The organism is Streptococcus sp. Marseille-P7375 (assembly GCF_902460365.1).
Lineage (GTDB): Bacteria > Bacillota > Bacilli > Lactobacillales > Streptococcaceae > Streptococcus > Streptococcus cristatus_I.
The window spans coordinates 48,509-73,551 of sequence record NZ_CABPTR010000005.1; the positions used below are offsets into that span (position 1 = coordinate 48,509).

General features: G+C 45.4%; 25 protein-coding genes. 8 read left to right on the forward strand and 17 right to left on the reverse strand.

Annotation, left to right across the window (positions count from 1 at the left end):
* Positions 1-96: 96 nt before the first annotated feature.
* The 7 genes from FZ954_RS10015 to tsaB form a co-directional block, all read right to left on the reverse strand.
* Positions 97-837: a MerR family transcriptional regulator gene (locus tag FZ954_RS10015; RefSeq protein ID WP_148878267.1), complete on the reverse strand. Its 741-nt coding sequence runs from the start codon at positions 835-837 to the stop codon at positions 97-99.
* Between the two features lie 104 nt (positions 838-941).
* Positions 942-1,688, reverse strand: coding sequence for a class I SAM-dependent methyltransferase (locus tag FZ954_RS10020; RefSeq protein WP_148878268.1), 747 nt, complete (start codon positions 1,686-1,688; stop codon positions 942-944).
* 121 nt (positions 1,689-1,809) lie between these two features.
* Entirely contained in the window at positions 1,810-2,148 is a 339-nt protein-coding gene (locus FZ954_RS10025) for an AzlD domain-containing protein (protein WP_148878269.1), read from the reverse strand.
* Entirely contained in the window at positions 2,138-2,833 is a 696-nt protein-coding gene (locus tag FZ954_RS10030) for an AzlC family ABC transporter permease (RefSeq protein WP_148878270.1), read from the reverse strand. The genes FZ954_RS10025 and FZ954_RS10030 overlap by 11 nt, the downstream gene beginning before the upstream one ends.
* 9 nt (positions 2,834-2,842) lie before the next feature.
* Positions 2,843-3,853, reverse strand: coding sequence for a tRNA (adenosine(37)-N6)-threonylcarbamoyltransferase complex transferase subunit TsaD (gene tsaD, locus FZ954_RS10035; RefSeq protein WP_148878271.1), 1,011 nt, complete (start codon positions 3,851-3,853; stop codon positions 2,843-2,845).
* Complete coding sequence (rimI, locus tag FZ954_RS10040) at positions 3,843-4,295, reverse strand: ribosomal protein S18-alanine N-acetyltransferase (protein ID WP_148878272.1); 453 nt, start codon at positions 4,293-4,295, stop codon at positions 3,843-3,845. The genes tsaD and rimI overlap by 11 nt, the downstream gene beginning before the upstream one ends.
* Positions 4,292-4,978, reverse strand: coding sequence for a tRNA (adenosine(37)-N6)-threonylcarbamoyltransferase complex dimerization subunit type 1 TsaB (gene tsaB, locus FZ954_RS10045; RefSeq protein WP_005591175.1), 687 nt, complete (start codon positions 4,976-4,978; stop codon positions 4,292-4,294). Before tsaB ends, rimI begins: the two co-directional genes overlap by 4 nt.
* A gap of 287 nt (positions 4,979-5,265) precedes the next feature.
* Between tsaB and FZ954_RS10050 the strand changes: the two genes are divergently transcribed.
* Both FZ954_RS10050 and rnjA read left to right on the forward strand, forming a co-directional pair.
* Positions 5,266-5,496, forward strand: a complete 231-nt coding sequence (locus FZ954_RS10050) for a DNA-dependent RNA polymerase subunit epsilon (RefSeq protein ID WP_061910682.1) — start codon at positions 5,266-5,268, stop codon at positions 5,494-5,496.
* Positions 5,497-5,499: 3 nt separating this feature from the next.
* The gene (gene rnjA, locus FZ954_RS10055) at positions 5,500-7,182 is read left to right on the forward strand and encodes a ribonuclease J1 (protein ID WP_148878273.1); all 1,683 of its coding nucleotides are present in this window, start codon (positions 5,500-5,502) and stop codon (positions 7,180-7,182) included.
* A gap of 86 nt (positions 7,183-7,268) precedes the next feature.
* Here the strand turns inward: rnjA and FZ954_RS10060 are convergent, their stop codons facing one another.
* The 9 genes from FZ954_RS10060 to FZ954_RS10100 form a co-directional block, all read right to left on the reverse strand.
* On the reverse strand, positions 7,269-7,673 hold the full coding sequence (locus FZ954_RS10060) for a GNAT family N-acetyltransferase (protein ID WP_148878274.1): 405 nt from the start codon (positions 7,671-7,673) through the stop codon (positions 7,269-7,271).
* A 49-nt stretch (positions 7,674-7,722) separates the two neighbouring features.
* Positions 7,723-8,856, reverse strand: coding sequence for a molecular chaperone DnaJ (gene dnaJ, locus FZ954_RS10065; RefSeq protein WP_045497925.1), 1,134 nt, complete (start codon positions 8,854-8,856; stop codon positions 7,723-7,725).
* A gap of 401 nt (positions 8,857-9,257) precedes the next feature.
* The gene (dnaK, locus tag FZ954_RS10070; protein WP_125406207.1) at positions 9,258-11,081 is read right to left on the reverse strand and encodes a molecular chaperone DnaK; all 1,824 of its coding nucleotides are present in this window, start codon (positions 11,079-11,081) and stop codon (positions 9,258-9,260) included.
* Between the two features lie 241 nt (positions 11,082-11,322).
* Positions 11,323-11,868 (reverse strand): nucleotide exchange factor GrpE, encoded by a 546-nt coding sequence (gene grpE, locus FZ954_RS10075; RefSeq protein WP_148878275.1) that lies wholly within the window; start codon positions 11,866-11,868, stop codon positions 11,323-11,325.
* A 38-nt stretch (positions 11,869-11,906) separates the two neighbouring features.
* Positions 11,907-12,941 carry a heat-inducible transcriptional repressor HrcA gene (hrcA, locus tag FZ954_RS10080; protein ID WP_061910670.1) on the reverse strand — a complete coding sequence of 345 codons (1,035 nt, stop codon included), beginning with the start codon at positions 12,939-12,941 and terminating at the stop codon, positions 11,907-11,909.
* A gap of 195 nt (positions 12,942-13,136) precedes the next feature.
* Complete coding sequence (locus FZ954_RS10085) at positions 13,137-13,685, reverse strand: ClbS/DfsB family four-helix bundle protein (protein WP_148878276.1); 549 nt, start codon at positions 13,683-13,685, stop codon at positions 13,137-13,139.
* A gap of 12 nt (positions 13,686-13,697) precedes the next feature.
* The gene (locus FZ954_RS10090; protein ID WP_148878277.1) at positions 13,698-14,312 is read right to left on the reverse strand and encodes a GyrI-like domain-containing protein; all 615 of its coding nucleotides are present in this window, start codon (positions 14,310-14,312) and stop codon (positions 13,698-13,700) included.
* Between the two features lie 60 nt (positions 14,313-14,372).
* The gene (locus FZ954_RS10095) at positions 14,373-15,272 is read right to left on the reverse strand and encodes a YafY family protein (RefSeq protein WP_148878278.1); all 900 of its coding nucleotides are present in this window, start codon (positions 15,270-15,272) and stop codon (positions 14,373-14,375) included.
* Positions 15,273-15,453: 181 nt separating this feature from the next.
* Positions 15,454-16,326 (reverse strand): mechanosensitive ion channel family protein, encoded by an 873-nt coding sequence (locus FZ954_RS10100; RefSeq protein WP_148878279.1) that lies wholly within the window; start codon positions 16,324-16,326, stop codon positions 15,454-15,456.
* 163 nt (positions 16,327-16,489) lie between these two features.
* Here FZ954_RS10100 and sstT point away from each other — a divergent pair, with 163 nt between their 5' ends.
* From sstT to FZ954_RS10125, 4 genes are all read left to right on the forward strand, one after another.
* Positions 16,490-17,710 carry a serine/threonine transporter SstT gene (gene sstT, locus FZ954_RS10105; RefSeq protein WP_148878280.1) on the forward strand — a complete coding sequence of 407 codons (1,221 nt, stop codon included), beginning with the start codon at positions 16,490-16,492 and terminating at the stop codon, positions 17,708-17,710.
* Between the two features lie 323 nt (positions 17,711-18,033).
* A complete protein-coding gene (locus tag FZ954_RS10115; RefSeq protein ID WP_148878281.1) occupies positions 18,034-19,083 on the forward strand; it encodes a bifunctional glycosyltransferase family 2/GtrA family protein in 1,050 nt (349 codons plus the stop codon).
* Positions 19,080-19,988 carry a phosphodiester glycosidase family protein gene (locus FZ954_RS10120; RefSeq protein WP_148878282.1) on the forward strand — a complete coding sequence of 303 codons (909 nt, stop codon included), beginning with the start codon at positions 19,080-19,082 and terminating at the stop codon, positions 19,986-19,988. The genes FZ954_RS10115 and FZ954_RS10120 overlap by 4 nt, the downstream gene beginning before the upstream one ends.
* The gene (locus FZ954_RS10125) at positions 19,969-20,388 is read left to right on the forward strand and encodes a hypothetical protein (RefSeq protein ID WP_048764736.1); all 420 of its coding nucleotides are present in this window, start codon (positions 19,969-19,971) and stop codon (positions 20,386-20,388) included. The genes FZ954_RS10120 and FZ954_RS10125 overlap by 20 nt, the downstream gene beginning before the upstream one ends.
* Positions 20,389-20,524: 136 nt before the next feature.
* Here FZ954_RS10125 and hutI read toward each other — a convergent pair whose 3' ends face one another.
* The gene (hutI, locus tag FZ954_RS10130; RefSeq protein WP_148878284.1) at positions 20,525-21,790 is read right to left on the reverse strand and encodes an imidazolonepropionase; all 1,266 of its coding nucleotides are present in this window, start codon (positions 21,788-21,790) and stop codon (positions 20,525-20,527) included.
* Between the two features lie 195 nt (positions 21,791-21,985).
* Here hutI and FZ954_RS10135 point away from each other — a divergent pair, with 195 nt between their 5' ends.
* Both FZ954_RS10135 and ftcD read left to right on the forward strand, forming a co-directional pair.
* Positions 21,986-24,016, forward strand: coding sequence for a urocanate hydratase (locus tag FZ954_RS10135; protein ID WP_048764741.1), 2,031 nt, complete (start codon positions 21,986-21,988; stop codon positions 24,014-24,016).
* 115 nt (positions 24,017-24,131) lie between these two features.
* Positions 24,132-25,031 (forward strand): glutamate formimidoyltransferase, encoded by a 900-nt coding sequence (ftcD, locus tag FZ954_RS10140; protein WP_012130840.1) that lies wholly within the window; start codon positions 24,132-24,134, stop codon positions 25,029-25,031.
* Positions 25,032-25,043 lie beyond the last annotated feature (12 nt).

Consider the following 25,043-nt stretch of genomic DNA (forward strand, 5'->3'; position numbering starts at 1 on the left):
CTGATTTCATCAGCTTTTACAGCCCTACTCAACTGTGCGGAGGTGGGACGACGAAATCGAATTCTAACGAATTACCGATTTCTGTCCCACTCTCATTTATTCTGCATTTGTCCGGACGTAAGCAGCAATAACATCTGATGTGTACTGGGCTGTTCCTGGACCAAATTTGTCGATATTTTCCTTAAACTCTGGGTTATAGACATAGCCTTTACCGATATGACCGAAGACTTCAATAGAGCAGTCAAAACCATAAGTACGGATGGCCTGCAAGAGTTGAGCTGCCTGTTCTTGATTTTCTGCTGCCTCAACTGGCAAGCCTTGCTGCATATTCTCTGCCAGACTTTGAAAAACTTGATTGAAGGCTGCGGCAGATTCTTCTTCCCGTCCATTTTGACGAGTCAGTGCTTCCGACATGACTTCTTGACCATATTCCTCTACAGCCTTTTGGTGGTATTTTTGATTGTCTTCGTAGGTAAAGCCTGCGAATTTTTCTTTCATTGTCATCTTTCTTTCTCCTTTTTCTTCTTGGATGGTTTTTCGCAAGGTGGAAATCAAGGTATCCAAGCGGTCTCTTTCCTGCTGCAAATATTCCAACTGCCTCACCAAATGCGGCAATAAGGCCTGATCATCCTGACTCAGCAGCTCTGCTATTTTCTCCAAAGAAAAACCCAGATACTTATAGTAAAGGATGACCTGTAGCCGCTCTAGATCAGCTTGGCAGTATGTCCGATAACCATTTTCTGATTTTTGAGGGACCAAAAGACCGATTTTGTCGTAGTGATGCAGGGTTTTGACAGAGACACCCGAAAGCTGCGCAGCTTCTTTGATATGATACATAAAAAACCTCCTTGCCCTTATAGTATAAGCCCTGACCTTAGGGCAGAGTCAAGCTTTTTATGAAATTTTTTAAATCACTTTAAATTTTCCAAAGTAGCTAGTATTTATTTGCGAGAAACCATGGCTATGAAGCCCAGTTTTTCTTGATTCTTTTGGAACATCTTAAACATCTTCATAAATTGGCCGTAATTTTCTTTCTTGAGGGCATTAAAGCAGATTTTCAGTGTGCCGCCCAGTCCTTCGTCATATATCATCCCTCGAAGGCTCATCAAGGTCATTTCGCCGACAAAGGTGTCCACACGGTCAAAAGCGTGAGAACGCGCCAGCTGAATCCAAGAGCCTTCTGTCAGCGGACCAACATTGACGTTAATCGCACGAGATAGCTCTTCTCGGACATTCTCATCTTTTTGCTTGAGCATAACATCGTGGGTAAGGAGCACTCCGCCTGGCTTCAGCACCCGGTAGTACTCCTCCATACATTTGGCCTTCCCCTTATCCGTCTGCATGGTTAGCATAGCTTCATTGATAACGATATCAAAAGAATTGTCAGCATAAGGTAGCTTCATAGCATTAGCCTGCTCAAATGTGACGAGTTCACTCACACCAGCTTTGTCTCCATTAAGCTTAGCCTGAGCCAGCGCAGCCTTATCCAAATCAACTGCAGTAATCTGGCAGCCATATCTTTTAGCCAGCTCGATTGTTGTGGTTCCCATATTGCAGGCAACTTCCAGAACTTTCTTATCGCTGGAAAACTGCCCCTGGTCAATCAGCCAGTCGGTTGCCAGCTTACCACCGGGACGAAGGCGTTTCTTTCCTAATTTTGCTAAAAATTTATGACCTGCTTCTGCCATTCCCGAACCTCCATAATTTTGATTGGTTCCATTATAACATAAAATATTATATTTTCAGACAATTCTTAGAATTTAGCAAAAAACAGACCGAATCGACCGATTCAATCTGTCTTGTATCTCTTTACAGCCCAAGAAATCCAGCCAGATAGCGCAGCAAGGCCACCAAGACCACGCCAAATACAACAGTTGCAATTAAGTTCTTATACTTAAAAGCTACATAGCTAGTCGGAAAAATGGCTATTAAATCCAGCCATTTAAAACTTGGCAGCTGGCCTGTTTTAGCATTGGTGACACTGGACAGGATGAGGGCAAAGATAATGGAAACTGGCAGATATTTGAGGAAACGCTCTACCATGGGCGGAAGCCCCTTGTACTTGACTAGGATAAAGGGTAAAACCCGCGGAATCCAAGTGACCAAGGCTGACAAAAGAATAACCAGCAAAATATACTTACTTATCATCTAAAATCACCCCCACTGTACAGCCGAGCAAGATTGCAAAAAGCACCGCTAACGAATTTTGAAGTAGCATAGTTAGGACTAAGTAGGCAAGGCCCACCACGCCCAAGACCAAAAAGAGCTTCTTTATCTTGACCCTTCGCAGCATGATTGTAAATTGAGAGGAGAAAATACCAATAAACATGGCGACTAGGGCAAAATCCAGGCCAAAGCTCTCAGGATTGGGCAGAAGGGCGCCGAGGGCAGTTCCTAAAATAGTACCCAAAATCCAAGAAGTATAACCCATGAAATTGTTACCCATCATCCAACGAGCAGCGATTTCCTCTGTATGTGCCCGCTCTCCCATCAAGACTCCATAAGATTCATCCGTCAAAAAAGAGCCAATGACAATATTCTGCATCAAGCTAGACTTACGAAAAAGAGTTGATGCATGCAGACAGAGCAAAAGATGCCGGATATTAATAAGAAAAACAGTCAGTGCGATGGCCAAGATCGGCGCCTGCTGGGCAAATAAACCAATCATGGCAAACTGGGCACTGCCGGCATAAACCAGAATACTCATCAGCCCCATCTCCAAGGGATTCATATAAGGCGCTGCCATGATGCCGCAGGCTAGGCCAATCCCAATATAGCCCAGAGCTGTTGGCACTGCCGCTTGTGCCCCTTGTTTAAATGTCTGTCCGCGCATTGTTCTCCTTTACTCCATGGTTTCAAAAGCCAGGCTCGGCTTAGCATTCAAGTCCAGACTAGCAAAATTTTCCTTATTCCACTCACTGACACTGGCATAGGCAATCATACCAGCATTGTCACCGCAAAGGCGCAGTGGCGGAATAATCACCTTGACATCCTGAATCTCAGCAGCCAAGCGTTCTCTCAAGCCTTGATTAGCAGCAACACCGCCCGCCACAACCAGAGTCTTGACTGGATATTTTTCCAGCGCTTTCTTAGTCTTGGCCATGAGAATATCCATGACCGCAGCCTGAAAGCTAGCTGACAAGTCTTGATTAGACAAGGCTTCTCCTTTTTGCTGGGCATTCTGGTGCAGGTTGATAAAGGCCGACTTGAGACCGGAAAAAGAAAATTCCAGATTGTCTTCCTTAATCATGGCCCGTGGAAAATTATAAATATCCTGTCCCTCATGAGCCAGCTGATCAATCTCTCGGCCTGCTGGATAGGTCAGCCCCATGACTCGACCGACCTTATCATAGGCTTCACCGACCGCATCATCGCGAGTTTCCCCCACAATCTTATAGTCACCAGCCTGACTGACATAGACCAGCTCGGTATGGCCGCCACTGACCAAGAGAGCCAGCAAGGGAAATTCCAAGGGCTCCACGCTCTGGGCTGCCATCAGGTGCCCGGCCATATGATTGACCGGAATCAAGGGAATATCATGAGCCCAAGCAAAGGACTTGGCCGCTGCCAGGCCGACCAGAAGCGCCCCAACCAGACCAGGACCGTAGGTAACGGCCACTGCTGTAACTTGCTCCTCGCTAATCCCTGCTTCTGCCAAGGCCTCCTCAATGCAAACCGTAATGACCTCCACATGGTGACGGCTGGCCACTTCCGGTACCACTCCGCCAAAACGCTTGTGACTCTCAATCTGGCTGGCAATGACATTACTCAAAAGCTCCGTCTCATTCTTCAGAACTGCCACACTGGTCTCGTCACAAGACGTCTCAAAAGCTAAAATATATCTATCTTTCATGCTTCTCTCTTTTCATGACAATCGCATCTTCCACCGGCGCATGGTAGTAGGCCTTCCGCCGCGCGATTTCTTCAAATTTTTCTTTTTTGTAAAATAGCAGAGCTGGCTTGTTGGACTCCCTCACTTCGAGGAAAATTTCTTTGTCTGCTGGCAAAAAGTCAAACAAGGCTGTCGCGATTTTTCGCCCCTGATAGCTAGGCAATACAGCAATCTGCAGAACTTCTGCTTCAAAATCTGTCTCCTGCCAGACTAAAAAACTAACAAGCTGACTCCCATCCTCGGCTAGCGCACAGCTATTCACATCCGAGCGCAGAACTTCTTCTACTTGGCCTGCAGTCCAAGGGCTGACCTCATAGACTGCAAGTAAGAGCTGTTCCAGTTCTTCTGCCAGAACTACCGCGTCCACATCCGAGCTGTCGCTCCATTTTCTCATCTCAATCATAGGCGCTGAATGTAAGAATCACTGGATTCCTGATGGGTCTTGAGCCAATTTTCCTCGGCTTCTACCCGCTTGAGGTAGTTAGGGACAAAATCATGAATGGACTGGGCTGGCAGGTCTAAACCAATACGACCAAGAGCTGCCGCATCTGGTAAGGTCGGCTGAATAGCAGCCTGAGGAATAGCCGCTTCAATCTGCTCCACAAAAGCTGCTGTCTCTCCGACAAAAGTGACTGATTGGTTAGCAGCGCCAGCCATTTCCAACACCTCTGCCAAAGGCAGGTGAGCTTCCGGCCGTACAGCCTGACCAGACTGGTAAAAACCAGCATAGACATTATTACGGCGGGCATCCATAATGGGAATGACCAAACCTTCCACCTGCTCTGGTACTAAAGCCAGCAGACTAGATACACCGACCAGCTCAATCTTGAGGGTATGGGCCAGAGTCTTGGCTGTCGCCACCGCAATTCTCAGACCTGTGTAGCTGCCCGGCCCCTGCGCCACCACGATCCGATCCAAATCCGTTGGCTTCAAATCCAGACTATTCATCAGAAAATCAATAGCCGGCATAAGGGTAATGCTATGATTTTTCTTGATATTGAGCGTCACCTGCCCCAAGGTCTCCTCATTCTCTAAAATCGCTAGAGACAGAGCCTTATTTGACGTATCCATCGCTAAAATGTTCATCATTTTCTTCCTTACTCGAGTGTTTGCTTCTTATTATACTACAAAAGCAGCGACAAGGGTAGAGAGAGGCAGTCATTTGATGACCCAGATTGTCCTCAAAAGCTTCTCTGAAAATCTCCACAAGATTTTCTCGGCTATGTCTTTTACTAAAAGCTGGTTTTATGATATAATTGGTTAGAATTATATCGAATCAAGGTCAATCTACTACTCATAAAACTGAATAAAAGAAAACAGCTAATTAGCTGTCGTTTTCTGTAGCTTGATCGTGAAAAATGGAAGGAAATAAAATGATTTACAAAGTTTTTTATCAAGAAACAAAAGAACGCAGCCCACGCCGTGAAAAAACACGTGCTCTTTACTTAGAAGTAGAGGCTGCCAATGAATTAGAAGGCCGCATCAAAGCCCGCAAATTAGTCGAAGAAAATACCCCTTACAATATCGAATTTATCGAGCTCTTGTCTGACAAACACTTGGAATACGAAAAAGAGTCAGGCGCCTTCGAATTGACGGAGTTGTAACCTATGGCATATAACTTAAAGAAAGAAGAAGTTGGTGTTTTCGCCATCGGCGGTCTGGGCGAAATCGGTAAAAACACCTACGGAATTGAGTATCAAGATGAAATCATTATCGTGGATGCCGGTATCAAGTTCCCAGAAGACGACCTGTTAGGAATTGACTATGTCATTCCCGACTACTCTTATATCGTAGAAAATATTGACCGCGTGAAAGCTGTCCTCATCACCCACGGGCACGAGGACCATATCGGCGGCATTCCTTTCCTGCTCAAGCAAGCCAATGTTCCCATCTATGCTGGCCCTTTGGCTCTGGCTCTCATTCGGGGCAAGCTAGAAGAGCATGGACTTTTGCGGGATGCCAAACTCTATGAAATCAATCAAAATACAGAGTTGACCTTTAAAAATCTGAAGGCAACCTTCTTCCGCACAACCCACTCGATTCCAGAACCTTTGGGGATTGTCATCCATACGCCGCAAGGTAAGATTGTCTGTACCGGTGACTTCAAGTTTGACTTTACACCAGTCGGTGAGCCGGCCGACCTGCACCGTATGGCTGCTCTGGGCGAGGAAGGCGTGCTCTGCCTCCTATCTGACTCGACCAATGCTGAAGTTCCGACCTTTACCAATTCCGAAAAAGTGGTCGGACAGTCTATTATGAAGATTATCGAAGGCATTCATGGACGGATTATTTTCGCTTCCTTTGCCTCAAACATCTTCCGGCTCCAGCAAGCTGCTGAGGCTGCTGTCAAGACTGGACGTAAGATTGCGGTCTTTGGCCGCTCCATGGAAAAGGCTATTGTAAATGGGATTGAACTGGGCTATATCAAGGTTCCTAAAGATACCTTCATCGAGCCAAATGAACTCAAAGACTATCCAGCTGGCGAAGTACTGATTATGTGTACCGGAAGTCAGGGGGAGCCGATGGCAGCCCTGTCTCGGATTGCCAATGGTACCCACCGTCAGGTTCAGCTGCAGCCTGGAGATACAGTCATCTTCTCATCTAGCCCTATCCCTGGTAATACGACCAGTGTGAACAAGCTGATCAACATCATTTCCGAAGCTGGTGTAGAGGTTATTCACGGTAAGATTAACAACATCCACACCTCTGGACACGGTGGCCAGCAAGAGCAAAAACTCATGCTTCGCTTGATTAAGCCTAAATACTTCATGCCAGTCCATGGGGAATACCGCATGCAGAAAATCCATGCAGGCCTGGCCGTTGATACTGGAGTACCAAAAGATAATATCTTCATCATGAGCAATGGTGACGTGCTGGCTCTGACAGCTAACTCAGCCCGTATTGCCGGTAGCTTCAACGCTCAGGATATTTATGTTGATGGGAACCGCATTGGTGAAATCGGTGCTGCTGTCCTACGCGACCGGAAAGACCTGTCTGAGGACGGTGTTGTACTAGCTGTCGCAACCGTTGACTTCGAGTCCCAGATGATTTTGGCCGGTCCAGATATTCTCAGTCGCGGCTTCATCTACATGCGCGAATCAGGCGATCTCATCCGCCAAAGCCAGCGCATCCTCTTCAATGCCATTCGTATTGCTCTCAAGAATAAAGATGCCAGCGTCCAATCTGTCAGCGGCGCTATCGTCAATGCCTTGCGTCCTTTCCTCTACGAAAGCACCGAGCGCGAACCAATTATCATTCCAATGGTGCTCACACCAGACGGAGAAAACTAAAAAATAAGCTTTGCTAGACTAGCAAAGCTTATTTTTTGTAAACTTTAATGGTAATTGGCAATTGACTTCCATCTATTGAGAATGGCTCAGCTCAGTCGCTTGATGAAATGATATTTGGTCACACCTTTTTGGGGCATATCTTCCAGATTGGCATAGATTTCATAGCCTTGCTTGATGTAAAAATCCTTGGCTTGATAAGATTTGGTGGACAAGGTGATGCTGCTGACTCCCGCTTTCTCAGCCTTTTCTTCTAATTCTGCCAGCAGACTGGCTCCCAAACCTTTTTTCTGATGTTCTTTATCCACCACCAAAGCCTTGATATGGATGTTTTCCAACACCTGCTGAGCATGGAGCAAGGCGATTAAGTTTCCTTCCTCTTCCCGTGTCAGATAATAATCCTTGGGCTCCAGTTCTTCAAGCCTAGCTGACCCAAAAGAAGCCTCATATTGCTCCTTGAAAACTTGCTCGATAAAGTCTTGAAATTCTGTCATTTCTTTCTCCTAACGAAAAAGCAGAATAATAACTCTGCTTTTTCCTTCATTATTCCCCTTCAAAGACATCTTTCATCTTATCAAAGAAGCCTTTCTTCTTAGGGCTCACTGTGATGTCTCCAGCCGCTGCAAAATCCTTAAGAGCCGCCTTTTGACGGTCATTGAGGCCTGTTGGCGTTACGACATTGACAGTGACATATTGGTCACCGACACTTCCATCGCGTAGATTTGGTGCTCCCTTACCACGCAGACGGAAACGTTTGCCAGTCTGAGTTCCTTCTGGGATTGTCAATTCAACATTTCCATGGACAGTTGGGATTTCCACACTGTCGCCCAGAGCTGCTTGCACAAAGTTGAGGTTGAGCTTGTAGTAAATGGTAGAACCGTCACGCTCAAATTTATCGCTTGGCTCAACGTTCACAACTACATACAAGTCTCCATAAGGACCGCCATTAAAGCCTGCCTCACCTTGACCCGCCAAGCGAACTCGTTGACCTGTTTCCACACCAGCTGGAATTTTTACATGAACGCTATGCGCTTGCTTTTCATGTCCCGTTCCATGGCAGGTTTCGCATGGACTTTTGATTTCTTGTCCGCGACCGTGACAGACATCACAGGTTACTTGTCGACGCATCATACCTAGTGGTGTCTGAGTATCGACGTTAATAACACCAGAGCCGTGACAGCGGCCACAAGTTACTGGGCTAGTTCCTGGCTTAGCACCTGAACCATGACAAGTCCGACAGCTAGCCTCACGATTGTATTTCACTTCTTTTTCTGTACCGAAAATAGCCTCTTCAAAGCGGAGATTTACCCGATACTGGAGATCATCTCCTTGACGCGGAGCGTTTGGATTACGAGTCGCACCACCGCCAAAGAAGCTAGAAAAGATATCTTCGAAGCCACCAAAACCAGAGCCATCAAAGCCGCCGAAGCCGCCTGCGCCACCGCCAAAGCCACCATTGGCACCCGCCGCACCATATTGGTCATAGGCAGCCCGCTTTTGCTCATCGCTCAGCGTTTCATAAGCCTCCTGGACTTCCTTATATTTATCTTCCGCCCCAGGCTCTTTATTGATATCTGGGTGATATTTTTTAGATAATTTCCGATAGGCTCTCTTAATCTCATCCTGAGAAGCATTCTTTGAGACACCTAAACGATCATAAAATTCTGTATTGTTCATATAAGATACCAAGAGCGAACAGAAAGCGACTAAAATTTAGGAAACCGACAAGAAATCCTGATTTCTTAGGAGATTTATCTAATTTCCAAGCTTTCCGCTCGGGTTCAATTACGAACACCCTTGTTCCTTTCTGTTAATATTGCGGAACGAAACCTCGATTTAGGTCAGTTTCAGTTCCTTTCTAACTTAGTTTAAAGAAGAACCAAAAATTTACGTTCCAACTCTTTTCTTACCGAAAAACAGAGGCTGGGTTGCAACCTCTGGATTTCTTCCTATCATTACGACGTTCAAAAACAAAGTATAATCGACTTTGTTTTTGAACTAGTAAGGCGTTTAGGCAAGTCGCCATAGCGATTGCCGTAGAATGACAATCACTTTAGTGATTCGTCATTCTTAACGAGTTACTTCTCCGTAAACTCTCCGTCTACGACATCATCGCCTGCGTTTCCTGTTGCTTGTGCGCCTTCTGCTCCTGCTTGAGCTTGTTGAGCTGCTGCGGCTTGTTCGTAGAGTTTCACTGCCAAAGCTTGGGCTTTTTCGTTCAACGCTTCAAGTTTTGCTTTCATGTCGTCCAAGTTATTGTCTTCTTGCGCTTTCTTAAGTTCATCAAGAGCAGCTTGTGCAGCATCACGCTCTGCATCGAAGCCTTTTCCTTCAGTTTCCTTGATAGTCTTTTCAGTCGCAAAGATAGCTTGGTCAACTTCGTTACGAAGATCAACTTCTTCCTTACGTTTCTTATCTGCTTCAGCGTTTGCTTCTGCATCTTTCATCATGCGGTCGATTTCTTCGTCAGTCAAGCCTGAGTTAGATTGGATGACAATTGTTTGTTCTTTTTGAGTTCCAAGGTCTTTAGCCTTAACAGACACGATACCGTTCTTGTCAATGTCAAAGGTTACTTCGATTTGAGGAATTCCACGAGGTGCAGCTGGGATGTCTGTCAATTGGAAACGTCCAAGAGTCTTGTTATCTGCTGCCATTGGGCGTTCACCTTGAAGAACGTGGATATCAACGGCTGGTTGGTTGTCCGCTGCAGTTGAGAAGACTTGTGATTTAGATGTTGGAATAGTAGTGTTGCGATCGATGAGTTTTGTGAAGACGCCACCCATTGTTTCGATACCAAGTGACAATGGAGTTACGTCAAGAAGGACAACGTCTTTAACATCACCAGTGATGACACCACCTTGGATAGCGGCACCCATGGCAACCACTTCATCAGGGTTCACTGATTTGTTTGGTTCTTTACCAGTTTCAGCCTTAACAGCTTCTACAACGGCTGGGATACGAGTTGAACCACCGACAAGGATCACTTCGTCAATATCTGACAAGCTCAAACCTGCGTCTGAAAGAGCTTGACGAACTGGAACTTTTGTACGTTCTACAAGGTCACGAGTCAAATCGTCGAATTTGGCACGAGTCAAAGTCATTTCCAAGTGAAGAGGTCCAGCCTCACCTGCAGTGATGAATGGCAAGCTGATTTGTGTTGAAGTTACACCAGAAAGGTCTTTCTTAGCTTTTTCAGCCGCATCTTTCAAACGTTGCATTGCCATCTTGTCAGTAGACAAGTCAATACCGTTTTCTTTCTTGAATTCTGCTACCAAGTGGTCGATAATCTTTTGGTCAAAGTCGTCACCACCGAGTTTGTTGTCCCCTGCAGTTGCCAATACGTCGAAGACACCGTCGCCGAGTTCAAGGATAGATACGTCAAATGTACCACCACCAAGGTCGAATACCAAGATTTTTTCTTCTTTGTCAGTCTTGTCCAAACCGTAAGCAAGAGCCGCTGCAGTTGGTTCGTTGACGATACGTTCTACTTCAAGGCCAGCGATTTTACCAGCGTCTTTAGTTGCTTGACGTTGAGCATCGTTGAAGTAAGCTGGAACTGTGATAACTGCTTTGGTTACTTTTTCACCAAGGTATTCTTCAGCGTAACCTTTCAAGTATTGAAGGATCATAGCTGAGATTTCTTGTGGAGTGTATTCTTTACCGTTTGCAGAAACTTTTTCAGAAGTTCCCATCTTAGATTTGATAGAGATAACTGTATCTGGGTTTGTGACTGCTTGACGTTTTGCAGCGTCACCAACGATGATTTCGCCGTTTTTGAATGAAACAACAGATGGAGTTGTACGATTTCCTTCTGGATTTGCAATGATTTTGCTTTCAGTTCCTTCAAGAACTGCAACTGCTGAGTTTGTTGTACCTAAGTCAATACCGATAATTTTAGACATGTGTTTTTCTCCTTAAATTTTATATTCTGTTTTTCTTTTTGATACTCTTCTTAGGTGGCGGCGCCGTCAGAGCTTGACTTCGTCAATCTCTTTGACTAAACTTTGAGCCTAAGTCTCAAAGTTTGCGCAAATAACGCCACGGCGAAGAGTATCGTCTTTGGTTCGCTTCGCTCACTGTTGCAAAGCTGAACAATTTTTTATCTTTCTTCATAGTTTAGTGTCGTTTCGGACAAGGTTTCAATTAATTGTATACTACTACCATCGCTGGTCTTAGGATGCGGTCATGGAGTTTATATCCTTTTTGGAAGACTTGGGCAATGGTATCTGCTGGATGTTCGTCGTCTGCTGGGAGAGTTTGGATGGCCATGTGATAGTTATGGTCAAATGCTCCGTCCGCCGCAATTTCTTCAATTCCTTCTTCTTTAAGGGCATGAATCAAGCTTTCTTGCACCATCTCCAATCCTTTTTTGACGTCGTCTGTCAATCCTTCAACGGCAAGGGCACGCTCTAGGTTGTCCAAAGAAGGGAGGATTGCTTTTGCCAAATCTTGGCTACGATAGCGTTGCAAGAGTTGACGTTCTTCATTGGCACGACGTTGGATATTTTGCATTTCTGCATGAGCGCGAAGGTATTTATTTTCAAAGTCTTCTGCCCGCTCATTTGCTAGTTCTAGTTCTGATTTTTCAGGAGTAGCTTCATCCGCTTCTTCAACGGTTTCGACAGCTTCTTCAGTAGCTTCTACCACTTCCTCTTCTTTTACTTCTTCGTTTTTTATTTCCTCAGACATTTTTCGCCTCCTTTTTAGGAATTTATGTAATTTCATGTTCAACTCACCTCATAATGATTGCTACTCAGATATCGGTAGAAATCTGTGAGTTTCATCGTCAAGACTCGATTGACAACATTGAGCTGACTAACCACTTTTTGGTAATCCAGATTGACTGGACCGACCACCGCCAGCATACCAAAGCCCCGATAGGGAATTAAAAACTTGCTGGAAATCAAGGTTAGATTGGCCAGACAGTCCTCTTGACTAGCTGCGACTCGGACATTTTGCATCTGATCCTCAGCTAGACTATCACGGATCTCAAAAGCCACCTTCTGACGATCATCAAAAAACTGATAAGCCTCAAGATCCGCAAAACGTAGCAACTGGACTTTGCCAGCTACAGCTACTTTTTCCGAAAACATCTGAGCAAAAATATGCTCAAAGAGATCGAGAACATTGTCCGTCGTCGTAAAGTAACGCTGGATAATCTGCGGAATCTCCGTCCGAATCTTGTAGTGAATATCTAAGACCGTCTGTCCCAAAAAGCGCTCCTGAATCATATCCCTCAAGCGCAGTAGGTCATCCTGGAGAAAATTCCTAGGAATCATGAACTGACTGGTCAGGGTGTTGGACTCATCCAGAGTAAAGACAGCTAAAGCTGCGTGCTGGCTAATAACAACGATATCAAAAGCCGTCAGCCGTTGCCGACTAGGCTCGACGTCAAGAGCTACAACCGTGCAATCACTCAACTCTGCCAAGACGTCCGCTGCCCGCTGCAGGATATCCTCCAGCTTGAAGAATTCTTGGTCGAAAGCTTTGACAACCTCGTAGAGCTCATTTTCCGCCAGCTGATCAAAGGTCAAGGAATGACGGACAAAATACTGGAAACCTGCTACACTGGGCTTGCGCCCACTCGATGTATGAGCCTTTTCTAGCAACCCTTCCTTTTCCAAGGCTGCCATGTCATTACGGATGGTGGCACTCGAGGACTGGATAGACTCTTGCAAGGCTTTAGAACCGACAGGCTCATGCGTCTTGGTAAAGATATCAATAATTAGATTTAAAATCTCATTTTGGCGTTCTGTTACCAAGGACCTCACCTCTCTTTAGAAAATTCCAGCCACTGGCGAGATTTTATTTTTTATATTTAGCACTCTAATACGTCGAGTGCTAAGTTATGATTCTATTATACACTCTTAAAAATGAATGTCAAGACAAAAACTCAAAAAATTAGCACTCTTTTTGCAAGAGTGCTAAAAATCGGTCTCAAGTCCTAGAAAACTTTATTAGATAGGATTCCTTTTACAATTCTTTTGATGAGCTTTAAGCTTTTTCATAGCCCAATCATAGTGGCTGGATGTAGAGCTGACAAAATAAGAACCCAAGGTCGTTCCGCCTGTCCATCTATAAACTCCCTTGGAAAACAATTCTTCATTGGTCAAGGTTACGGCTAGGTCCAGGACAGCTCTATGCGAACCAGCCAGTAAAGAACTTGCCTCCTCAAGAGAGGTCTGCTGGTGCTTTTCCCAAAATGTGACATTCATATCACCATACGTTCTCCAATTGTAGGGAGCTGGCAAGAAGGACTTCTCTTCTCCCCTTTGATTGGCCTGAACCCAGTTGAGCAGCAGCTGGTGCCATTCATAAAGATGGATTAAGACATCCCTCAGGTTCCGATCGCGCTTCCAGTGGGCTTCTTTCTTTTTCTCATCCTTTGAAAAATCAAAGGGCCTCGCCAACTCTTCTGCTGTCATGTTCGAAATGAGCATATTGAGTTTTTCGAAATTTTCTGTAGCCGCAGCCAGTAAATCGTTTTTTGTTGCAGGTCTTGGCATGACAAATTCCTCCTATCTGACGGAATACCTTAAGATGGTTTTCAACTTTTCTTCTGACGTCCTATTTTTGTTGCTCAAGTAAATCTCTCTGTGAACTTGGCCGCATCTCTCCAGTCCCAAGCTGCTTGCCAGCTCGTCCATTTTCTCAAAAGAGGTCGGCTCACTATCATAACTCCCTATATGTAGGATCTGAATAGCCCGTTCCTCTGGCAAGCTCTGTAAACGGATATCGTCGTAGAGAGGATTGGGCTTTTTCTTGCGGACATTCTCAAGCGCTGCCGCAAATATATCCTGATCGATGACATTAGGCTGCTGAATCATGAGCTGATAGCGAAGCTGACTTTTATCGAAGCCTTCCCCAGCAGCTTTTTCCCAGATTCCTTCCAAAGGATAGACCGTGAAATCCTTCACCTTATCTTCCGCCTCATCTTTCATCATGGATTTAAAGAGCATTTTTATGGAATAGGCCAGTGAATAAAGGGCAGATACCCGCTCAGAGAAATCCGCTTCATTGGGGTCGCCCTCGCCTTCAATCACAATGAACTGTTGACTCGGCACCTCTACTAGCTCTGGCTTTTGCTTGGCCCCATAAAGACCTTTCTCGCCCTTTCTCCATTCATATTTCATCTTGCTGCCTCCTTTTCTCTTCTTACCATTAGTATACAAGAAGATACCTGACACCCTATGTCAAGTTTTATATTTTTCTGCCAGCTGATGAATCATTTCCTTCATTTTCAATCTTATTTCGGGCGGTTCTAAGACCTCCACAGCGTCTCCAAAGGACAGGATGTAACTGTATAGACGCTGATCATTGGGAATTTCGATTTCTGTATATAAATTTCCTTCGGCATCTGTCCGAATGTCTCCGCTTAGTTCATCATAAACCCTGAAGGCCACTTTGCGATCAAACTTGACTGCCAGCTTAATGGTATTTTCATAGGTCAGTTCTTTTTCCAAGACGACATCTTCAAAGCTGTCCTCAAACCTCTCCTCCAGCCGCTCCAGATTTTTCATCCGAGATAGCTTAAAATATCTGAATTCCTGTCGCAAGAGGCAAAAGGCATAGAGGTACCAATTCTGATTTTTAAAGAACAAGCGTATAGGCTTGACACGGCGATTTGTCTCCTGACCATCACTAGCTAAGTAAGAAAAAGAAACAAGATGCTTGCCTAGAATTGCAGTTTTCAATTGATGAAAGGTATCTTCATATGCTTTATCGTTTTGCCAGTGGTTAAAATCGATTTCGATCCAGTTGGGATTTTTGACTTGAAATAGCGCCGAAAGCTTTGTAAGCAGGTCACTCTGGTAAAGCTGACTGGTACTATCCAGACCTTGCAGGGCCGCCATAATCTGCTCTTTCTCCTCCGCTGTCAGCAAGGACTTCCGCAAGACATAATCCTCTGCGATTTCTATGCCACCTCCCTTTCCTTGCGTGGTATAAATCGGAATCCCAGCGCTGCTTAGAGAATCCACATCTCGATAAATAGTCCGGACCGAAACTTCGAATTTCTCGGCCAGCTCCGTTGCAGTCACTTTCCCTCTCTCCAAAATATAGTACAATATCCGAAATAGTCGATTATTCTGCATGCCTACTCCTTCTCCTCTTCCTATTATACAATACTTGCCATAGTATGTCATATTTAGGCGGATTAGACTTAGGATAGGCTAAAAGGAAAAAGGATAAATGCTGAGCATTCATCCTCTTTAGTGATTATAAACGTTATTTCCGATAGATGTTATTTGCCTTTGTTCCCCTGACCACATCTGGCTAAGATTTGCCACTATTTCCTGTGACAGGGGCAAATGTTGGCAAAGCCACTCCCTCTTTTAACAGTGCCTCATGGTAGAGCTTATAGAAAATATGATACAGGCTCGCCTGCATACCGCTTGCAACGATTAAACTAATCCGAAAGTAAAACTGCCCGCTCGCAGTCATTTGCGGTCCCAAAATATCAGGTTCCTTCAAAACTTCTGGATGTTCAGGCACAGCTTCCTGATTGACTGCAGCGATAATCCGATAAATCTCATCCAAATCCGTCTCAGCATAGATAGGAATATCAATCAAAACCCGCATATCGCCACGAGAAAGATTGCTTACTACAGTGATATTTCGATTGGGCACAAAGTGAAGAGTTCCGTCCGCATCGCGTACCTGCGTAGTCCGAATCCCGACGCTGACAACCGTTCCTGCGATATTGATAGCACCATTGGTCAAGCGAACATTATCCCCTACATCCAACTGACGCTCTAAGAGAATAAAGAAACCGTTGACTAGGTCGGACAGAAAGCCCTGCGCTCCCATCCCAATAGCTACTCCAGCAATCCCTGCCCCAGCTAAAAGACTTGAGACTGGCAAGCCCAAAATCGATAAAATCCAGTAGAGCAAGAGAAAATAAAGTACATAATTGAGTAAATTCTCAATTAAGCGCATAATGGTCTTTTGCCGAGCGACATCCTGCCGAGATAATTTCAAAGATGGCGCAATCAGTCTAGTCACAAAAAGATGGAGAATTTTCTTAGCCACCCAAAATAGTAAACACAAAAAGACCAAAGAGACGAATTTTGAAAATACATCATCCAGAATAGCTGACCAGTTGAATTGCTGGAAATAGCGCGTGAAAACATTTCCATTAGCTGTCATTCTTTCCTCCTATGAGATACAAAAATCTTATTCATTATACCACAAAGGGCGACGGATAATCATCAAAGCAGCCTTATTCTGCATAGCGAATACTAAAAAACATTGATTTTATACGACCTCTAGCGTATAATGGAAAGCAGTTTATTTTAGAAAGGGAGCTCCTATGTTTCATCGAATTCTTTCTGCTTGGAATCGCGCCAATCTTATCAAACGGATTTCTATTGGGATTGTCACAGGCGCCCTGCTGGCCCTCATCTTTCCACAAGCCAGCGCCATTAGCCTACTCGACCAAATCTTTGTCGGCGGTCTAAAAGCTATCGCACCACTGCTCGTTTTTACCCTCGTTGCCAATGCCCTCTCTCAGCACCAAAAGGGGCAGAAGAGCAATATGAAAACCGTCATTATCCTCTATCTAATCGGGACTTTTGCGGCTGCCCTTGTCGCTGTCCTCGCCAACTATATCTTTCCTGTGACCATCGAGCTGACCGCAGCCAGCTCGGAAGTCAGTCCACCAGAAGGCATCGGCCAAGTTCTGAGCAATCTCCTCCTCAACCTTGTCGATAATCCGATCAATGCCTTGAGCAAGGCTAATTATATCGGCATTCTGTCTTGGGCAGTTATCTTTGGAGTGGCCATGCGAGAAGCAAGTCAGCAAAGTAAAGAACTTTTGAGAACACTGGCAGATATTACTTCGAAGATTGTCGAATGGATTATCAATCTAGCCCCCTTTGGTATTTTAGGACTGGTGTACACGACCATTTCTGGCAAAGGATTTGATGCACTCAAAAGCTACGGCATGCTCCTTATCCTACTACTGGGTTCTATGGCCCTTGTTGCGCTGGTTATTACCCCCTTGATTGTCTTCATTATGCTTCGGAAAAATCCTTATCCACTGGTCTGGCGCTGCTTAAAAGTCAGTGGCGTCACTGCCTTTTTCACCCGCAGTTCTGCTGCCAATATCCCTGTTAATATGAAACTGTGTCGAGATTTAGGCCTTAATCCTGAAACCTACTCGGTCTCTATCCCACTTGGTTCCACTATCAACATGGCAGGAGCAGCGGTGACAATCAACACGCTTACCCTCGCAGCGGCCAATACACTGGGTATCCAAGTGGACTTTGGAACAGCACTGGTGCTTAGCGTCGTTGCAGCCATTTCCGCCTGCGGGACTTCTGGAGTGGCTGGAGGCTCACTTCTCCTGATTCCTGTAGCTTGTAGCCTCTTTGGTATCCCAAATGATCTGGCTATACAAGTCGTCAGCGTTGGTTTTGTCATCGGTGTCATCCAAGACTCTTGCGAAACCGCCCTCAACTCATCCACAGATGTACTTTTTACAGCTGTTGCTGAAATGAGCACCACCTGGCCCAAAGAAAAACGTTATTAAACAAAGCGCTGAGGCTGGGACAAAAGTCCTAGCCTCTCAATTATCTTTGGATTGTCGAGCAAGACGCAGTGGCTGAGTGGGCTCTACTACGCTGATTTCATCAGCTTTTACAGCCCTACTCAACTGTGCGGAGGTGGGACGACGAAGTCGAATTCTAACGAATTACCGATTTCTGTCCCACTCTCAGTTTTTTATTTTGTTCTCAGAGGCATTTTCCCCACTCTTTCCTTAAAGAAGATTTAACTTTTTCTTAAAGCTAACTGATATCAGCTAGCTTTAAGCCGCAGTCTGTATACTTTCTACAAATCATCTAAGAAAGAGGTATGGATATGGACTATCTAGTGATTCCGGCTTACGAGCCCGATTATAATTTGATTAAACTGATTCAAAAAATTCAGAGCAAGAGTGATTTTCATATCATTGTTATCGATGACGGTAGCTCAGCCAAGCGCCAGACAGTCTTTGAAAAGGCTGAACAATATGCGACTGTCCTCCATCACGAAAACAATCAAGGCAAAGGGCAGGCGCTGAAAACTGCCTTCACCTACATCCAGTCTCTGGGTCAATACGGAACGGTCATCACAGCAGATGCGGATGGACAGCACAAGGTCTGGGATATTTTCCGTGTAGCGAGCAAGGCTTCTGAAAATCCCAATCGGCTGATTCTGGGAGCACGCGCCTTTACTGGCAAGGTGCCTCTGCGCAGCCGCTTCGGTAACAGTCTGACTCGGACTCTCTTCAAAGCCCAAACTGGCGTGGGTGTCTCCGATACTCAGACAGGCTTACGAGCCTTTACGACCAACATGATTCCCTTTATGCTAAAGGTAGAAGGTCAGCGCTATGAGTACGAAATGAACATGCTCTTAGAAGCCAGCAAGGAATATCCCATTTTGGAAGTGCCCATTGAGACAGTCTATATCAATGATAATCAAGGCTCGCACTTCCGACCTGTTAGAGATGGGCTCATGATTTATAAAAACATCTTTAAATTTGCCCTGACTTCTCTCAGCAGTTTCGTCGTCGACTACATGGTCTATGCACTGGCTCTCTTGTTTTTAGCTGCTGTGCCGACCAGCCTGAGAATTCTTTTAGCTAACGGGATTGCCCGCGTGACAAGCTCGGTCTTCAACTACTCGACCAATAAAAAACTGGTCTTTAAGAACGACGACAGCATTCTCAAGACAGGAACTGGCTATTTCAGCCTAACTGTAGTGCTCTTTATTCTAGATACACTGCTGATTCGCCTCTTCTATGCTGTCTTCGGTCTCAATCTTCTGATTGTCAAGATCATCGTCGGACTGCTGCTCTTTACCGTCTCCTGGATGGTACAAAAGAGATTTATTTTTAAGGAAAGGACACACATTGCATCATGAAATTTTTAAAGAAAGGCTATGCCTACGCCTCGATTTTTGGCCTACTTCTGACAGCTTCTTTCAGCTACTCCATGCTGAAAACCTTCGTCATTGCAGAGACGATTTCCACAGTCTCAAGCACCGCTTCATCATCCAATATCGAGGCTGCCAGCAAGGCTGCTGAAACAGCCACAGTAACAGATACCAGCTATTCAGACGACAATATCTCGGTCACATTGACTGAAAAGACCGTCAATAATACCCAAGTCTACGTTGCCGATGTGACCGTCAGCTCCGCTGAATATTTGAAAACAGCCCTCGCCAACAATACCTACGGAACCAATGTCACAGCCAAAACTTCAGAAACGGCCGCTAATAACAAGGCCATCCTAGCAGTTAACGGCGACTACTACGGTGCCAATTCTACCGGCTATGTCATCCGCAATGGCGTCGTCTACCGCGATACCGTCCGAGAAGACTCTAGCAATGGGGATTTGGCCATTTACAAAGACGGCTCCTTTAAAATCATTTACGAAAATGAAATCTCTGCCGATCAGCTGATCAAAGACGGTGTGGTCAATCTCCTAGCCTTCGGCCCAGCTCTTGTAGAAAATGGCGAAATTGTCGTGAATACCAAGTCCGAAGTTGGCCAGTCTATGGCTTCCAATCCACGGACAGCTATCGGTATCATTGATGAAAACCACTATATCATCATCGTTTCAGACGGACGCACTTCAGAAAGTCAGGGACTTTCCCTCTATGAAATGGCTGAAGTCATGAAATCTTATGGCGTCAAGACTGCCTACAACCTTGACGGCGGTGGCTCGTCCACTATGTACTTCAACGGTCAGGTCATCAACAAGCCTACTACCAACGGAAATATTTCAGAAAGGGCGGTGAGTGACATTGTCTACATCGGTTACTAATCCCAGCAAAAAACGTTTCAAAAAAACAGCTGTTTCCTACATGCTGCTAACGATTTTCTTCTTTGCTTTCAGCAGAATCTATGAATCCTTCAGCTTCGGGGAAACATCTATCCACATGCACTATCTCTTTGCCCTTCCTCTCGTTGGGGGCATCCTCCTCCTGCTCTTTATGAAGACCATTCCTAACCTCTCTCGGCTCAGCCTTAACCTCTGGAACTCAGCTGTAGCCACTATGACAGCCGGTATGCTCTTTCGTGGCATCGTCAATCTCTCTGGACGATCCACGACACTGGACATCTCCTACTGGTACGTAGGAGCAGGCTTTGTGGCTCTGGCACTATTCTCCATGGTCTTTACGCGCAGTGTATGGGTAAATAAAGAGACCAGCTCAACATCCTAATCTCATAAAAAACAGAAAGGTCGTGGTGTTTAAGCCACGACCTTTTCTTGAACACAAATCTGCTTTTTTTATAATCAACAATAGAACTTCTAAGAAAATCTTTGCTATCACATGGAAATGGGACTGACTTATAAAATTAGACGATTCTACCCTGATCGACGACCAGTTTTCCAGCCTTGTAAACCTGATGGGTCAGGTTGGTAGCAAAGAAATAAAGTGGATAATCAATATTCTTAGCGTCTAGGATGGTAATGTCAGCCTGCTTGCCAGTGTCAAAGCTGCCAATCTTATCTTGACGGTTAACTGAATAGGCCGCATTGATAGTTACAGCGTTGAGAACTTCTACTGGCGTCAGGCGCATCATAAAGCAGCCCAGCTGCATAACGAACTGCAGGTTAGCAGTTGGACAAGAGCCTGGATTGCTGTCAGTAGTTAGAGTGATGGCCATACCAGCTTCCAGCATCTTGCGGGCTGGTGCATAGGTATCTTCCATCAGACTGAAGGTAGTCGCTGGCAGGAGATTGCCGATAACCTTGGCTTCTGCCATCTTGCGAATGCCCTCATCAGTTGCTACCATCAAGTGCTCTGCACTTGTTGCTCCTAGCTCAGCTGCTACATCTACTCCGCCGATAGACTCGATTTCATCAGCATGGATGCGAAGCTTGAAGCCCATTTCCTTAGCCTTAGAAAGTAAGTACCGTGATTCGTCAGCTGTAAAGACGCCTTTTTCACAGAAAATATCACAGAACTCAGCTAGATTTTCTGCTTTTACCCGAGGCAGCATTTCCTCGACGATAAGCTCCAGATATTCCTGAGAGCGTCCCTTGTATTCTGGTGGAACGGCGTGGGCAGCCATGAAGGTAGAAACTAAATCAATATCATGGTCACGGTCCAGAGCCCCAACGACATCTAGCTGGCGCTTCTCTGTTTCCCAGTCCAGACCATAGCCACTCTTGGCCTCGACAGTCGTCACCCCATGCAGCAGCATATAGTCCAGCAGTCTCTTGGACTTATCGTAGAGAGTATCAAAAGAAGCTTCTCGCGTCGCCCGGACCGTACTGAGGATACCGCCGCCTTGGGCAAGAATTTCCAGATAAGGGACACCGGCTAATTTCTTGGCAAATTCATGTTCCCGGCTGCCACCGTAGACCAAGTGAGTGTGACAGTCGATCAAGCCAGGTGTAGCAATCTTGCCCTCATGAGACTGAATCTTAGTATCTGGTCCAACCAGACTAGCATCCGGCTCTCCGCTGCCAACTGCTAGGATTTTGCCGTCTTTGACTGCAATGTAGCCGTCCTCCAAGACCTGAGCTTCCTTCATCTCCTCGCCAAAAAGTGGATGTCCGAGATCCTTGGGACAGAAGACTTGATTAAAGTGAGTTAATAGTAAATCAGCAGTCATGCTTGTTCCTCCATTCATTTTCCAACTTATTCGCTTTCCATCATAATACACTATCGTCAAATTATAGTCAAAAACCAATATATATTAGATATATTGATATTTTTTATCTTTAGAAATATTTTCTTGACTTTGTACTGACGGCGCTGTTATAAAATAAGGTCAAATCTTAAGTTATTTTACAAGGAGGAAATAAACATGTCATTCTACAGCGAACAAGATATTGCAGCAGCAATGACCGTCAAATTAGACGATGTACTGCCTGAAAAAACAGTTTTCCAAGAAGGCATCCGCCGAGCACCTGACCGGGGCTTCCGTTTGACTCAAGCTCAAACCGAAATTGCTTTAAAAAATGCCCTTCGCTATATTCCAAAGAGATTCCACGAAGAAGTGATTCCAGAATTTTTAGAAGAGTTAAAAACTCGCGGACGGATTTATGGCTACCGCTGGCGTCCAAAAGAACGCATTTATGGCAAACCAATTGACGAGTACAAAGGGAACTGTACCGCAGCTAAGGCTATGCAGGTCATGATTGACAACAACCTGAGCTTTGAAATCGCCCTTTATCCTTATGAATTGGTTACTTATGGGGAAACTGGATCTGTCTGCGCTAACTGGATGCAGTACAACCTGATCAAGAAATACTTGGAAGTCATGACCGACCATCAAACCCTGGTCGTAGAATCTGGCCATCCACTTGGACTCTTCAAATCCAAACCAGAAGCACCTCGCGTTATCATCACTAATGGCCTCTTGGTCGGTGAATACGACAATATGAAGGACTGGGAAATTGCAGAAGAAATGGGCGTGACCAACTATGGTCAAATGACAGCTGGCGGATGGATGTACATAGGCCCTCAAGGTATCGTCCATGGTACGTTCAATACCCTCCTCAATGCTGGACGTTTAAAACTGGGTGTAGCTGATGATGGCGACCTGACTGGCAAACTCTTCATTTCTTCTGGTCTGGGTGGCATGAGTGGAGCTCAAGGGAAAGCAGCTGAAATCGCTAAAGCAGTAGCAATCATAGCTGAAGTAGACCAATCTCGAATTGAAACCCGCCACTCCCAAGGCTGGATTAGCCAATTGGCTGAAAGTCCGAAAGAAGCTATCGACTTGGCTCAAAAAGCTCTGGAAGCTGGCGAATCAACTTCTATTGCCTATCACGGTAACATCGTAGACCTTTTGGAATACGTCAACGAGAATAACATCCATGTTGATTTGCTGTCTGACCAAACTTCTTGCCACAATGTCTACGACGGTGGCTACTGTCCGGCTGGCATCAGCTTTGAAGAGCGGACTCGCCTCCTAGCTGAAGACAAGGAAACCTTTGCTAAGCTGGTTGACCAAACCTTGGAACGTCACTTCAAGGCAATCAAGACCCTGACTAGCAACGGTACCTACTTCTTTGACTATGGTAATGCCTTTATGAAGGCGGTCTATGACTCTGGCATCAAGGAAATTTCTAAGAATGGCTTTGACGACAAAGACGGCTTCATCTGGCCATCTTATGTAGAAGATATCATGGGGCCTATGCTCTTTGACTATGGTTACGGTCCTTTCCGTTGGGTATGTCTGAGCGGTAAGCACGAAGACCTAGTCGCTACTGACCACGCTGCTATGGAAGTGATCGACCCTAACCGCCGCTATCAAGACCGCGACAACTACAACTGGATTCGCGATGCAGAAAAGAACCAGCTGGTTGTTGGAACTCAGGCTCGGATTCTCTACCAAGACTGTATGGGACGCGTCAATATCGCCCTCAAGTTCAATGAATTAGTACGCGAAGGCAAGATTGGTCCTGTCATGATCGGCCGTGACCACCACGACGTATCTGGTACTGACTCTCCATTCCGTGAAACTTCTAATATCAAGGACGGTTCTAATGTTACCTGCGACATGGCTGTGCAATGTTACGCTGGTAATGCAGCTCGCGGTATGAGCCTGGTTGCTCTCCACAACGGTGGCGGAACTGGTATCGGTAAAGCAATCAACGGTGGCTTTGGCTTGGTACTGGACGGCAGCGAACGCATCGATGAAATCATCAAATCTGCTATCGCTTGGGATACAATCGGCGGAGTTGCTCGTCGTAACTGGGCACGTAATGAGCATGCTATTGAGACAGCTATCGAATACAACCGCCTCCACCAAGGAACAGACCACATCACCATTCCGTACTTAACTGACGAAGATTTGGTCAAAGAATCTGTTAAGAAATTGTTCGAATAGGAAAAACCTGTCCCCCAACTTCTAAAATGAGCTAGGCCTTACACCTAGCTCAGACGGAAGTTCCACTTTATCTACTTTATAAATTTTAATAACATATAACACGAGGTAATATCTTATGGCAAAAATTGTTGAATGTATTCCTAACTTTTCTGAAGGCCGCAACCAAGCGGTCATTGACGGTCTAGTGGAAGTAGCTAAGAGTGTGCCAGGCGTAACACTTTTGGACCACTCTTCTGATGCCAGCCACAACCGCAGCGTCTTTACCTTGGTTGGTGATGATCAAAATATTCAGGAAGTTGCCTTTCGTTTGGTCAAATACGCTTCTGAAAATATTGACTTGACCAAGCACCAAGGGGAACACCCTCGTATGGGCGCAACTGATGTCCTGCCTTTTGTACCGATCAAAGACATCACAAGTGAGGAATGCGTCGAAATTGCGAAGACAGTATCTGAGCGAATCAACCGTGAGCTCGGTATTCCTATCTTCCTCTATGAAGATGCAGCGACTCGTCCTGAGCGTAAGAACTTGGCTAAGGTTCGTAAAGGACAGTTTGAAGGCATGCCTGAAAAACTCTTGGAAGCTGACTGGGCTCCAGACTATGGTGAAAGAAAGATTCACCCAACTGCTGGTGTCACTGCTGTTGGTGCTAGAATGCCGCTCATCGCCTACAACATCAACTTGGATACAGACAATCTGGAAATTGCCAACAATATTGCCAAAATTATCCGTGGTTCAAGCGGTGGCTACAAATACTGTAAAGCGATTGGCGTTATGCTGGAAGACCGCAACATTGCTCAGGTTTCTATCAACATGGTCAATCTGGAAAAATTCCCACTCTATCGTGTTTTTGAAACTGTTCGCTTTGAAGCCAAACGTTACGGAGTTGGAATCCTCGGCTCAGAGGTCATCGGTTTGGCTCCAGCTAAGGCTTTGATTGACGCAGCAGAATACTATCTGCAAATCGAAGACTTTGACTACGGCAAGCAAGTTCTGGAAAACCATTTGCTGGGCTAGGAGGACAGAAAC